At 68.8% G+C, this 13,007-nt stretch carries 11 protein-coding genes; 4 read left to right on the forward strand and 7 right to left on the reverse strand.

Going from position 1 to position 13,007, the window contains the following annotated elements:
- Positions 1–18: 18 nt before the first annotated feature.
- Positions 19–1,440 carry an APC family permease gene (locus tag ABD658_RS09760; RefSeq protein ID WP_344744399.1) on the forward strand — a complete coding sequence of 474 codons (1,422 nt, stop codon included), beginning with the start codon at positions 19–21 and terminating at the stop codon, positions 1,438–1,440.
- A 293-nt stretch (positions 1,441–1,733) separates the two neighbouring features.
- Here ABD658_RS09760 and ABD658_RS09765 read toward each other — a convergent pair whose 3' ends face one another.
- The 4 genes from ABD658_RS09765 to ABD658_RS09780 form a co-directional block, all read right to left on the reverse strand.
- Complete coding sequence (locus ABD658_RS09765; protein ID WP_344744401.1) at positions 1,734–3,218, reverse strand: sodium:solute symporter family protein; 1,485 nt, start codon at positions 3,216–3,218, stop codon at positions 1,734–1,736.
- Positions 3,219–3,224: 6 nt separating this feature from the next.
- Entirely contained in the window at positions 3,225–3,617 is a 393-nt protein-coding gene (locus ABD658_RS09770) for a RidA family protein (RefSeq protein ID WP_070161474.1), read from the reverse strand.
- Between the two features lie 78 nt (positions 3,618–3,695).
- Positions 3,696–4,952, reverse strand: coding sequence for an alanine racemase (locus ABD658_RS09775; RefSeq protein WP_344680790.1), 1,257 nt, complete (start codon positions 4,950–4,952; stop codon positions 3,696–3,698).
- A 25-nt stretch (positions 4,953–4,977) separates the two neighbouring features.
- Positions 4,978–6,624 carry an N-acyl-D-amino-acid deacylase family protein gene (locus ABD658_RS09780; RefSeq protein ID WP_344680792.1) on the reverse strand — a complete coding sequence of 549 codons (1,647 nt, stop codon included), beginning with the start codon at positions 6,622–6,624 and terminating at the stop codon, positions 4,978–4,980.
- A gap of 194 nt (positions 6,625–6,818) precedes the next feature.
- Here ABD658_RS09780 and ABD658_RS09785 point away from each other — a divergent pair, with 194 nt between their 5' ends.
- The 3 genes from ABD658_RS09785 (at position 6,819) to ABD658_RS09795 (ending at position 9,082) form a co-directional block, all read left to right on the forward strand.
- A complete protein-coding gene (locus ABD658_RS09785) occupies positions 6,819–7,490 on the forward strand; it encodes a helix-turn-helix transcriptional regulator (protein WP_344680794.1) in 672 nt (223 codons plus the stop codon).
- A gap of 66 nt (positions 7,491–7,556) precedes the next feature.
- On the forward strand, positions 7,557–8,456 hold the full coding sequence (locus ABD658_RS09790; RefSeq protein WP_344680796.1) for a sugar kinase: 900 nt from the start codon (positions 7,557–7,559) through the stop codon (positions 8,454–8,456).
- Positions 8,453–9,082, forward strand: coding sequence for a bifunctional 4-hydroxy-2-oxoglutarate aldolase/2-dehydro-3-deoxy-phosphogluconate aldolase (locus ABD658_RS09795; protein WP_344680798.1), 630 nt, complete (start codon positions 8,453–8,455; stop codon positions 9,080–9,082). The genes ABD658_RS09790 and ABD658_RS09795 overlap by 4 nt, the downstream gene beginning before the upstream one ends.
- Before the next feature lie 14 nt (positions 9,083–9,096).
- Here the strand turns inward: ABD658_RS09795 and ABD658_RS09800 are convergent, their stop codons facing one another.
- The 3 genes from ABD658_RS09800 to ABD658_RS09810 all read right to left on the reverse strand — a co-directional run bounded on the left by ABD658_RS09800 (position 9,097) and on the right by ABD658_RS09810 (position 12,979).
- Positions 9,097–9,813 (reverse strand): cyclase family protein, encoded by a 717-nt coding sequence (locus ABD658_RS09800; protein WP_344680800.1) that lies wholly within the window; start codon positions 9,811–9,813, stop codon positions 9,097–9,099.
- Between the two features lie 138 nt (positions 9,814–9,951).
- On the reverse strand, positions 9,952–11,412 hold the full coding sequence (locus ABD658_RS09805) for an NAD-dependent succinate-semialdehyde dehydrogenase (protein WP_344680802.1): 1,461 nt from the start codon (positions 11,410–11,412) through the stop codon (positions 9,952–9,954).
- Positions 11,413–11,581: 169 nt separating this feature from the next.
- Entirely contained in the window at positions 11,582–12,979 is a 1,398-nt protein-coding gene (locus tag ABD658_RS09810) for an NAD-dependent succinate-semialdehyde dehydrogenase (RefSeq protein ID WP_344680804.1), read from the reverse strand.
- Positions 12,980–13,007 lie beyond the last annotated feature (28 nt).

Genomic DNA, 13,007 nt, shown 5'->3' on the forward strand with positions numbered 1-13,007 from the left:
CCCACCTCCGAACCACAGGTGACCACGCCTGAACCGCAGAAGCCGGGCACGAGACCGCGGAAGCTGAGCGCCCCGGCGTCCGCTGCTGAGGATGCCCGAGTCCACCAAGAAACCCCACCGCTGCGCAGAACGCTGCGCCTGCAGCACATCGTGTTCGTCGGACTCGCCTACATGGCCCCCATGGCTGTCTTCGACATGTTCGGCATCGTGGCCTTCGCGACCGACGGTCGCGTACCGCTGGCCTACCTCATCACGATGGCGGCGATGCTCATCACAGCCCTGAGCTATGCGCGCATGTGCCGCCTCCACCCCAGCGCCGGATCGGCCTATACCTACGCCCGACGCACTCTGAACCCTTCCGTAGGCTTCCTGGTCGGCTGGTCCGCGACACTGGGATACCTGCTGCTGCCCATGCTGAATGCGCTGCTGGCGGCGATCTACATGTCTGCGGTCCTTCCGGGGGTGCCCTCCTGGATCTGGGTGCTGTCCACCATCGCGGTGTGCACGCTGTTCAACCTACTGGGAGTGCACCTGGCAGCCCGGGCCAACCTGCTGCTCGTCCTGGTGCAGATCGCGGCGGCCGGAGCCTTCATCGTGTTCGCCGTGCGGAACATCGTCACAGCGGGCAGTGGAAACGAACTGTCCATGACGCCGTTCTCACCCGGTGACGTGCCAACCGCCGCCCTGATCAGCGGAGCCTCGCTGCTGGCACTCTCCTTCCTCGGCTTTGATGCTGTCACGACCATGTCCGAAGAGGCGGTCCACCCGCGACGAGACATCCCTCGGGCCATCCTCATCATTGTCATCGGCGCGGGGACCTTCTTCATCGTCACGACGTACCTGATGCAGGTGATCTTCCCCGACGTCTCGCAGGTCGACGACATCGTCAGCGCCTCTCCGGAGATCGCCCGACACATCGGCGGTGCGGCGTTCCAGGCGCTCTTCGTGGCCGGCTACATGTTCGCCGTCCTCGGCTGTGGTCTGACACAGCAGATGACGGCAGCCCGTCTGCTGTTCGCGATGGGCCGGGACGGCATGATTCCGCGGGGCATGTTCGGTCGCCTCTCGCCCACCACTCAGGTTCCGGTCATGAACATCCTCTTCATCGCGATTCTGGCCTGCTCCGCGCTCGTCCTCGATCTGGAGGCAGCTGCCTCGCTGATCAACTTCGGTGCATTCATCGCCTTCGCCGCCGTGAACGCCTCGGTCATCGCGGCGTACCTCCGGGTCGTCCGGCCCACCGGCAACGGCAGCGCCTTCGGCTGGGTCGCGCTGCCGAGCATAGGACTGCTCATCAACGTCGCCCTGTGGTTCAGCCTCGAACCCAGCGCCAAGATCGTCGGGGGCATCTGGGTGGCCGTCGGATTCGCCTATCTGCTCTGGACGACGCGGATGTTCCGTCGGGATCCCATCGAGCTCGCGGACCCCGACATGACGTGACGCGAGTCGCGCAGGACCCGTCGGCTACTGGTCTGCGACTCGACCGCGGGCGGCGTCGCCAACGTCACGAGTGTCCCTAGATCTCCAGACCACCTCACCACACCGTCGGCGTACCCAAACACCTCTGCAGACGTCGGCCCCGCGGCCCTCCGACACGAGGAGAGCCCTGGGGCCCTGCCCCTGCGCTGAGTTGGTCTGGAGTTGTGCATACTCGAGTCGATCGAGTCGAGTACCCACAACTCCAGACCAACTCAGCGGGTTGTCAGGCCGTCATCTCACGCCCTGGCGCCGAGTCAGGATGCGTCCGCCCGCACCGTAGTGCCGACGTCGATCTGCGCCCGCTCCGCCGCGAGCTGGTCCAGGGCCTCCTGTTCGGAGACCTGGGACCGGGGAGTGATCAGACTGACAAGCACGCAGGCCGCCGTGGCCACGGCCAGGGAGGGGAACACCGGACCGCCCCAGAACTCGATCCAGGTGTCGTTGGCCTGCACGGTGAGGGACGTGGCGGAGCCCGCCACGATCGCCGCCATCCCGCCCTGCCAGGTGGCACGCGACCAGAAGCGCCCCAGCACGGAGGCCACGAAGAGCCCGGCGAGGATCGTCGAGATCATCGCGGTGATGTACCCGATGACCGTGTCCGCGATCAACGCACCGGCCAGCGCCAGCGTCAGCACGCAGACCAGCGCGACCCGTGAGTACAGGACCATCTTCTCCTTCTTCGGCATCCGACCGGTGACCATCTGCACGACGTCGCGCAGCAGGATCGTCACGGCCGTCACCGCGTCGGAGTCCCCGGAGGACATGGTCGCCGAGAGACCCGCCACCAGCAGGAACGCACCCACAGCCAGCGGGAAGACCTCGGTGGCGAGATACGGGAACGCCATGTCCGGTGACGCCAGGTCAGGGTTGAGGCTGTAGGCGGCCATACCGACGAGCGCGGGCATCACCGCGAATGCGGCGAACAGCCCCGCCACCCAGAGGAAGCTGCGTCGCACCACCTGGGTGTTCCGCGCCGAGTAGATGCGTTGCCGGAACGAGGGTGTGGCCAGCACTCCGACGGCGATGACGGCGGCGAAGGACACAGCCGGCAGCGGCCCCATGGCCTCCAGGCCGAGGAAGCCCATGGCCTCTTCGCCAGAGGCAGCATCCAGGCCGGAGAACCCGCCCAGCGTCACGACGGCCAGCACTGCCAGGCCGGTGAAGCCCAGGAAGAGCAGCGTCCCCTGGATGGCGTCGGTGATCACCACAGCGAGGTAGCCGCCGACGACGGTGTAGATGCCGAAGCCGAGGGCGACGATGACCTTGGACAGGGTGATGTCGATTCCCGTCAGGTAGGTCAGGTAGATGGATCCGCCCATGATGTGGGCGCCCAGCCACCCCACGCTGGCCAGCAGGAGGACCACGGCGACGAGGCCCTTCACCTTGCGGTCCGCTCCGTAGTAGAAGCTGACCTCCTCGGAGTAGGTCATGAAGCCATGCTTCCGGACACCGGCGAAGAGCAGCATCAGGAGCAGCACGCCGGTGGCCCCGCCAATGCCGTAGAGCGCCCCGGCCCACCCGTGCTCATAGCCGAAGCCGACGGCACCCAGACTGGAGCCGGTGCCCACCAGGGTGGCCAGCGTGGTGGCCAGCAGCAGCGGTGTGGTGAGGTTCCGTCCGGCCAGCAGGAAGTCCTCACCGGTCTTCGTCCTCCGGGCGATCAGGATCCCGACGACCAGCATGAGGACGACGAACCCGATGAAGACACCCAGGTAGACAGGGTGCGGCGTGATGTCCACTGGCGATCACCCCTCGGAACCTGAGAGGGGCGAGTACAGCACGGCATCCACCTCGATCTCGAACCCGGGGAGATCCGCCTGCAGCGTGGTGCGAGCCACCTGCCCCTCCCCGAAGTACTGCGGGAAGAGCTCGTTCATGCCGGCGAAGTTGCCCAGATCCAACAGGTAGACACCCACGCGGACGGCCTGATCGAGGCTCGCGTCTGCGGAGGCGGCGATGGCGGCCAGATGGTCGAAGGTGACCTTGGCCTGGGTGGCGAAGTCGCCCTCCACCAGGCTGCCGTCCGGCCGGTGCGGTGTGGCTCCGGAGAGGAACACGAAATCGCCGGCACGCACGGCGTGCGCGTACGGCCCTCCGGGACGGCAGGCCTCGGGGGTCATGATCGGCTTCTTAGTCATAGCATTGTCCTTTCAGTGCTCGGGTTGGGGACTGTCTCGGGAAACATGTGAGGGACGTCAGGCGGGGAAGGCCCGGCGTCAGAATCTGGTGCGGACGGAGGCGTCCCAGCGCAGGTGGCCCGGCTCGACGGCCGTGACCAGCAGCAGGTCCCGCCATTTGTCGGCGATCGTGCAGGGATGGGACTGCCCGAATTCGATGACGTCGCCGATCTCGATCTCCTGGTCGGCGTGCTCCAGGTAACCGTGCTGGTCATTGGTGTCCACCAGCTCTGCCTGGGTGAGCGGTTCGATGCGCCCGTCAGCCCGGTGGATCCGCAGCGGTCGGGGCAGGGAGATGTCATAGGCCAGGTCCCGTTTGCCGGCGTCGAGGATCGCGAGTCCCTGTTCTGGCGTGGAGAGCACCCGCGCCCAGAGCGTGGCTGCCGCACGCAGCTGCGGACCAGAGGCACGCAGCTGGTAGGGGGTCAGCCGCCCGTAATGACCATGGTCATGAAGCAGGTAGGAGCCCGGGCGGAGGACCACGCGCCCGCCGACGGCGGTCTCTGCCGCTGGCCTGAGAATCTCGGCCGCCAGGTCGAAGTAGAGCCCGCCGCCGGCGGTGAGTACGGGATGATCCACTTCCATCCGGTCCGCATAGCGCTCGAAGAGCCGCGCCATGCGCCGAAGGAACGCCCGGACCTCCTCGATCCGCTCCGGGGGCAGCACGCCTTCGAAACCTGAGAACCCGGCGAAGGCCACGGCATCGGATGCCGTGATCGCCTCCACGATCTCGCCGACCTCATCGTCCTGCCGGACTCCGGCCCGTTTCCCCGGGATGCCCAGTTCGATGCACACCTGCACCGGACGTGGAGTCCGGCCCAATGCTGCCTGCATCTGCTCGACGGCACGCACGGAGTCCACCCAGCACATGATCTCTGGCCCGTCGTCCTCCAGGACGCCACGCAGCCAGGTCAGCCCTGGCGGCGTGAGGAACTCGTTGGCGATCACCACCAGCGGAACTCCTTCCTGCACCGCCACACGGGCCTGTGGGAAGTTCGCCACCGTGATGCCCACGGCACCGGCGGTCAGCTGGGCGCGCCACAGAGCCGGGGTCATCGTCGTCTTGCCGTGAGGGGCCAGCTGGACTCCCTGCTCGGCCATCCAGGACGCCATGCGTTCGATGTTGGAGACCACCGCCTCGGTCTCCACGGTCAGCATCGGCGTCGGGAGCTCGTCCCGGATGCTCAAGGTCTTCCCGGGCTCGAGTCTCCCCAGGGAAGACTTGGAGCGCGGGCCGGGGGCCTCGTGCTCCGCCAGGACGGCGGTTCGGATCGTGTCGGTTACGGGCTGCGTCATCATCTGTGTCCTCACGTGTGTCGGCCTACTCGTCTCCGGTGCGCCCTGTCGGCAGCGACCTGCCCACAGGACCGGTGCGGTGCAGCTGTCCCGGGCCGGAACCGGCATCGCCTGGCGCCTCGGGAGGCCGTGGCCAGACCGGTCGGCCTCCGAGCAGCACGGCGTCGAGCCCCTGTGTCTCCCGCCGCGGGTTCTGATAGTCGGCCCGGTCCATGTAGGTGGCAGGGTCGATGATCTGCAGGTCAGCTGGTGCCCCCGGGAGGATGGAGCCGCCGGCGACTCCGAAGCGCGCACGCGGAGCCGAGGTCATCCTCCGGACGACCTCCTCGGCGGGCACCACTCCCTCAGCCCACGCATACGTGCTCAGAGCCCGGGGGAACGTGCCGAACAGCCGCGGGTGGACATACCCTTCCTCCCGGGGAAGGCCGTCGGAGCCGAGGAAGGCATGGGGCCAGCTGAGCACCTCCCGCATCCCCTGCGGGTCCGAGTGGTGGACGATGATGGTGAGGACTCCGTCCTCCGCGAGCAGGAGATCAGCCAGCGCCTCGGCGGGATCCTCGCCTCGTTCGGCGGCGATGTCCGCCAGCGCCCGACCGTCGAACGCCTGGGCCTGCGGATCGCTGAATCCGGCGAGTAGGATCGCTTCCGGCCCCACCGAGGTGAATTGGTTCTCCAGGGGCCCGTCCCACGGGGTGCGCATCTCTTCGAGAGCCCGGGACCGGGCATCCGGATCGGTGAGGACCTCCAGCAGCGAGTCTGTTCCGCGGTCGGTGGTCCAGCTGGGGAACAGCGTGGAGGCGGTGGTGCTGCCGGCGGTGTAGGGGTAGACGTCGACGGTGACGTCGATCTCTTCTGCGCGGGCGGCCTCCAGGCGGTCGATGATCCGAGGCATCGTGCCGAAGTTGGCGGCACCGGTGACCTTGAGATGGCTGATGTGCAGCGCGCATCCGGCGTCACGACCCAGGGCCAGAAACTCCTCCAGGGAGCCTTCCAACCTGCCGCCTTCGTTCCTGATGTGCGCCACCAGCACCTTGCCCCGGCGAGCCACCACCCGGGCGAGCGCCAGCAGCTCGTCGCGCCCGGCTGCGCTCCCCGGGGAGTACATGAGTCCCAGGGAGAGACCCGCCGCTCCGGCGCTGAGCGCCTCGTCCAGGTGCGCGGCCATCTCACGGATCTGGACGGCATCGGCCGGCTTCTGCTCCATACCCATCACGCTGGCTCTCAGGGGCGCGTGCGGGACCAGGGCGATGACGTCGAGTGCGGTGGCGGAACGTTCCACCACGTCGAGGTAGTCGGTGAATCGGGGAAACACCTGCTCCGGGAACGGGCCGAGCACGGGCCTCGCGTAGTCCTCCAGGCCTCCACCGGCGACGGAGGGCGCACACCCGTGGCCGCAGTTGCCCACGATGGTGGCCGTCACCCCCTGGGAAATCTTCGGATCGAGGGCACGGGGGCGGAGGAGGGCGGCGTCGTCGTGGGAGTGGACGTCGATGAACCCGGGAAGCAGGAGGCGTCCCGTAGTGTCCCGCAGCGTCTCGCCCTCGGTGAGGGACAGGTCGGTGCCCACCTCGACCACCCGTCCGCCGGCGATCCGGACATCGGCACGACGGCGGGGACGTCCGGTGCCGTCGAGCAGGTCCCCGCCTCGGATGAGCTGTCGGTCGTGCATCATCGCCTCCCGTGCTGTCGTCGTCCGTCGATGTGTCGTGGGCAACACTGTGTCGGGATCGAGACTAGCGCATGGTTTACCGAGAATCTATACACTTGATGTAACTTTTACGTTGAAGCATGAGGGCGGAGACTCTGCCCACGGGGTACCGTATGGACCACACCACCCTGAGTCAGCGCACAGCCGAGAGGAATCCAGTGAGTGATGTGACGGCAGGTTCGCCGCGGTTCGAGAGCATCGAGGAGCTCCATGCGGTGCTGGCTCCGGTGATGAAGGCCGTCGCCGTCACCATCGGGGAGCACTGCGAGGTGGTCCTCCATGACCTGAGCCGACGCGACATGGACCAGACCATTCACGCCATCGAGAACGGTCACGTCAGCGGCAGGTCCGTCGGCGGGCCCTCGACGGACCGTGGCCTGACCCTGCTGAAGGACGAGTCAGTCGACCATGACGCCTTCGGCTACCGCGGCCGCACCGCCGACGGCCGGGAGCTGCACTGCTCCTCGGTGTACTACCGGAACCGCGCAGGTTCTGTCATCGGGGCACTGTGCATCAATGTGGACCTCACCGCGCTGGAGAACGTCCGCTCGATCGTCTCCTCCCTCCTGCCGACCCAGCAGCAGGATGAGCCGGAGGAGATCGTCGGCCCCAGCATCGACGCCGTCCTCGACGGGATGCTGGAATCCGCCATCGCCGAGATCGGCAAGCCGCCGCCGGTCATGGTGAAAGACGATCGCATCGCGGTGCTGCGCAGGCTCGAAGCGCGCGGGGCGTTCCATATCAAACGCGCCGTGGACCGCGTCTCCCAACGCCTGGGCATCTCCAAGGTCACGGCCTACAGCTACCTGGACACCATCCGCAACTCTTGAACCACCCGGCGGACTCCGTGGGGCACACCGTGCCCGTGGAAGCCCCAGACCGGAAGAAGGCACCCGATGACGACGACACCCTCTCCTGTGCTGTGCGTGGGCGAGACGATGGCCCTTGTCACCCCCAGCAGCACGGACAGGCTGCGCACGGCCGCTGCGTTCACCCTCGACGTCGGCGGGGCCGAGTCCAATGTGGCCGCTCACCTCGCCCAGCTCGGACGCCGCAGCATCTGGTTCAGCCGACTCGGCGACGACGAGCTCGGCCGGCGAGTCTCGGATGTGCTCACCGCTCGCGGCGTGGACCTCGCCCCGGTGATCTTCGACCCGGAGGCTCCGACCGGGGTGTACTTCAAAGACCCCGGCCACGGCGTCCTCTACTACCGCAAGGGATCTGCCGCCTCCCGGCTTTCGGTGGCCGACGCCGATGCTCTGGATCTGGGCGACATCGTCCTGGTGCACCTCTCAGGGATCACCCCTGCGCTGTCCGCATCAGCGGCAACCTTCATCGACCGGCTGATGGTGCGAGCTGCCGAGGCCGGCATCCCCGTCAGCTTCGATGTGAACTACCGCTCCCCGCTCTGGCCGCGCAAGGACGCCGCTGCGACCCTCCTGCGCCTGTCCCGGCAGGCCGACGTCGTCTTCGTCGGCCGTGACGAGGCGGAGCTGCTGTGGGGAACGAGCACGGCCGAGGCCGTGCGCGACCTCCTGGACGACGTCCCCACCCTGGTGATCAAGGACGGCAACGTCGGCGCCACGGAGTTCACCGGAGAACAGAGCGTCTTCGAACCTGCCATTCCGACCGACGTCGTCGAAGTCGTAGGAGCAGGTGACGCCTTCGCCGCCGGATACCTCGCGGCGATGCTCGACGGCGAAGCCTCCGCGGCGCGTCTCACGGCAGGTCACCGCCGTGCCGCACTGGCGCTGCAGACCACCACTGACTACCTGGACGAAGGAGCATCCGCATGACCTCGAAATCCTCACCGGTGGAGAACACCTGGTTCGATCACGCCTTCGCCTCCGCTCCGGTCATGGCCATCCTCCGCGGCATGGGAGTGGAACGCTCGGTGGAGCTCGCCACCACGGCCTGGGACCTCGGCATCGACTCCGTGGAGCTGCCCCTCCAGACCGACGAGGACCATGCGGCCCTGCGTGAGGTCTCCCGCCTGGCCTCCGAGCGGGGCACGTCCGTCGGCGCGGGCACCATCGTCCGGGAGGACCAGATCTCCGCCGCACAGGAAGCCGGTGCGAAGTACCTGGTCTCCCCCGGCTACGACGAATCGCTCATCCGCGCCGCCGCACAGCAGTCCATGCCCTTCCTGCCGGGTGTCGCCACTCCCACCGAGCTGCAGGCCGCCACCACGCTCGGACTGACCTGGGTGAAGGCCTTCCCCGCGGCCTGGCTGGGGACCTCGTGGTTCTCGCTGATGCGCGGCCCGTTCCCCCAGGTCAGCTTCGTGGCCACCGGCGGGCTGAACGCCCACAATGCTCAGGAGTTCCTCGACGCCGGTGTCCGCGTGGTGGCCGTGGGCTCAGCGCTCGAAGATCCGGAGCAGCTCACACTGCTGGCCGCGCAGGTGGGTCAGCAGGCCTGAGCCTCGGGAGCGCGTCACCTCCAGGCGACCACGCGGGCCGGGGCGCCGTCGCACTCCTCCAGCGGCATCGGGAAGATCCCGATGTGGTGCTCACCGGCCGGCAGCTCGCGCAGCCCGGTGAGGTTCTCGACGATCAGCCCGTCCTGCCCCAGCACCACCGCATGGACCGGGAAGCCGGCCGCGGCGTCGTCGCCTTCGGTGCCGCCGTCTGGAACGTCATCACCGGCGTCGCCGGCTCCCTGCGTCAGGTCCGGGCTCAGCGCATCCGTGCCCAGCACCCGCATTCCCCGCGCCCACAGCAGCGCAGCGGCCTCAGCACTCAGCCCCGGATGCTCCGGCGCGCGGTCCGTGCCGAAGAAGGTGTCCCAGCCGAAGCTCAGAAAGACCCGGGGCGGCACTCGCCCCGGAAGCAGCGGCTCCAGCTGCTGCGCGGTGACCAGCTCGCCGGCGTCGGCTTCGACGTGGACCACCAGGGTGGGACCCACCAGCTCCTCGAGCGAGATCTCTGAGGTCGTCCGCCCGCCGGGCACCGTGTGGGACGGCGCGTCCAGATGCGTGCCGGTGTGGGTGCCGCAGGACAACCGGGCGACGGCGACGCCGTCGTCGCCCAGCGTGAGCGCGGGATCCAACGCCACGGAGGGGTCCCCGGGGTAGACCATCATCGCGTCATGGACGGGCCGGCTCAGGTCGAGCAGCCCAGCACCCGCCGGCGACGTCGGCGTCGAACTCATCAGCCCTGTCCTCCTCGGAGTTGAGGCCCTCCCCCGCGAGGTGAGGTGGTCCGGAGTTGGGGATACTCGACTCGATCGACTCGAGTATCCCCAACTCCGGACCAACTCGCGCCGGTGACATCATCTTGCGGAGGGGACTCAGCCCTCGCCGCCCGCGATCTCCGGGTCCACGATGGTCAGCAGCCGCTTGTTGACGAACTCGTCCATGCCCAGCGGCCCCAGCTCCCGGCCGAAGCCGGAGCGCTTGACCCCGCCGAACGGCATGTCCGCGGCCTCGGAGCCGGCCACATTGACGTTCGACATGCCCACCTCGAGCTGCTGGGCCACGCGCAGCGCCTGCGCGTGGTCCTGGGAGAACACCGCGCCGCCGAGACCGTAGGGTGAATCGTTGGCCAGGCGCACCGCCTCCTGCTCGTCGCGCACCCGGTAGACCGTGAGCACCGGACCGAAGAGCTCCTCATGGAAGGCGTCCATCTGCTCGGTCACGTCGGTGAGCACGGTGGGCTGCAGCCAGGCTCCGGGCTGGTCCGGCCGCTCGCCGCCGGCGCGGATCACCGCGCCCTGCTCGGCGGCGCGGCGCAGCTGGCCGTGCAGCCCGACGGCGGCCTCCTCCGAGGACAGCGGATAGTAGCGTCCCGGCTGCGGCTCCACCGGGTCCCCCGGCTCCAGCCCGGCGACGGTCTCCACCAGGGTGTCCACGAACTCGTCGTAGATGTCGTCGGCGACGATCAGCCGCTTATTGGAGGTGCAGGCCTGCCCCATGGTGTCCAGGCGCGTCTCCACCGCCTCACGGGCCGCGGCGGCGACGTCGTCGGCGGAGAGGTAGATGTGCGGATCCGAGCCGCCCAGCTCCAGCACGACCTTCTTCAGGTGCCGTCCGGCGATGGCGGCCACCGCGGAGCCGGCACGCTCCGAGCCGGTCAGGGACACCCCCTGGACCCGAGGATCGCCGATGATGCGCTCCACCTGCTCGTGGGTGACGAACAGGTTCTGATACACCCCGGCGGGCAGGCCGGCGTCGTCGAAGAGCCGCTGCAGCGCCAGGGCGGCCCTCGGGCAGGACTCGGCGTGCTTGAGCAGGATCGTGTTGCCCAGCAGCAGGTTCGGGGCGGCGAAGCGGGCGATCTGGTAGTAGGGGAAGTTCCAGGGCATGATGCCCAGCAGCAGACCCAGCGGCCGCTTCTGGATCACCGAGCGGCGCCCGGCCTCCTCCTTGATGACCTCGTCCGCGCCCAGGTGCGGGCCGTTGACGGCGTAGTACCGGAAGATGTCGATGCACTCCTGGATCTCACCGTCGGCCTGGTCCAGCGCCTTGCCCATCTCGGTGGAGGCGATGACCGCCAGCTCGGTGCGCCGCTCCTCGAAGAGGTCGGCGATCCGATGGGCGAACACGGCACGGTCCTCGATGTCGAGACCGCTCCACGGTCCGTAGGCCAGGTGCCCGGCCGCCAGCGCCTCTTCGAGGTGGTCGTCGTCGACGACGTCGAAGGTCTCCAGCACCGCATTGGTGCGCGGGTCGCGGGTCCGGTAGGCGGGGCCACGCTCGGTCCCGCTCGCAGCCTTCGCATCGGTGCTCGTCTCGGCGTGTGTCTCAGTCATCGTCTCGGCTCCTCGGTGACGGCCGTTCGGTGACGGCTCTTCGGTGACGGCTCATCCAGCTGGACAGTGATCGTCCCGCCGTCCGTGCCGCCGTGGTCGACGGCAGAACAGACGGCGGGACGGACGGCGGCGGCCAGATCCATGGTCGGACCGCGGGTCGGGCCGTGGATCAGACGGCGGACCAGTCGACGCTGAGGTACTGCACCTCGGTGAACTCCTCGATCCCGAAGCTGCCGCCCTCACGGCCGATGCCGGCCTGCTTGACTCCGCCGAAGGGTGCGCTCGGGTCGGAGACGATGCCGCGGTTGACGCCGACCATCCCGGCCTCCAGCTTCTCACCGATCTGCATCGCGTGCTGAAGGTTCCCGGCGTAGACGTAGGAGGACAGGCCCACCTCGGCGTCGTTGGCGCGGCGGAGCATGTCCTCCTCATCGGTGTAGACCACCACGGGCGCCACCGGACCGAAGATCTCCTGGCCCAGGATGTCGGCGTCGGCCGGCACGTCGGCCAGCAGGGTCGGAGCCACGAACGCCTCGTGGTCCAGGCCCTCGCCCTCGGGCAGCGCGGCCTGGTGCGCGATCCGCGCACCCTGCGCCACCGCACCGTCGATCAGCTCGCGGATCTCCGCGGCCGCCCGGGCGTGGATGACCGGGCCGATGGCCGCCCCGGCGGCGGGGTCGCCCAGCTGGAGCTGCTCGATGCGCCGACCGAAGGCCGCTACGAACTCCTCGGCGACGTCAGCGTGCACGTAGAACCGGTTGGCCGCAGTGCAGGCCTGGCCGGAGTTGCGGAACTTCGCCACCATCGCGCCCTCGACGGCGGCCTCGACGTCGGCGTCGGCGGTCACGATGAACGGCGCGTTGCCGCCCAGCTCCATGGAGGTGTTGACCACCCGCTCGGCGCACTGGGCCAGCAGCCGGCGTCCCACACCGGTGGAGCCGGTGAAGGACAGCTTGCGGACCCGGTCGTCCGCCAGCCAGGCGGAGACCACCTTCGAGGCGCTGGAGGAGGCGGCCACCTGGACTGCGCCCTCGGGAACACCGGCCTGCTGCAGGATCTCGGCGATCGCCAGGGCGGTCAGCGGGGTCTCACTGGCGGGCTTGAGCAGCACGGTGCAGCCGGCGGCCAGCGCCGGGGCGATCTTCCGGGTGGCCATGGCGGCCGGGAAGTTCCACGGGGTGATGAGCACCGCCACGCCCACCGGGTGGCGGGTCACCACGTTGCGCACGCCGCCGGCGGGGGCGACGCCGTACTCGCCGGGGGCCCGGACGGCCTCTTCGGCGTACCAGCGGAAGAACTCGGCGGCGTAGGCCACCTCCGCGGCGGCGTCGGCCTGAGACTTGCCGTTCTCGGCCACGATGATGTCACGCAGCCGCTCGGCGTCGTCGAGCATGCCGCGATGGGCGGCCATCAGGATCTCCGCACGCTTGCGCGGGGCGACGGTGCGCCACTGCTCGAAGGCGGCCTGAGCGGCGTCGACCTGGGCGGCGGCCTCCTCGGCGGTGTGGTCATGGACGGTGTCGATCACCGCGGCGGTGGCGGGATTGCGGACCTCGAACTCGGTCATGGTGTCCTCCAGGGGTGGTGTGAAGCGG

The sequence above is a fragment of the Nesterenkonia aethiopica genome (assembly GCF_039534665.1).
GTDB classification, from domain to species: Bacteria; Actinomycetota; Actinomycetes; order Actinomycetales; family Micrococcaceae; genus Nesterenkonia; species Nesterenkonia aethiopica.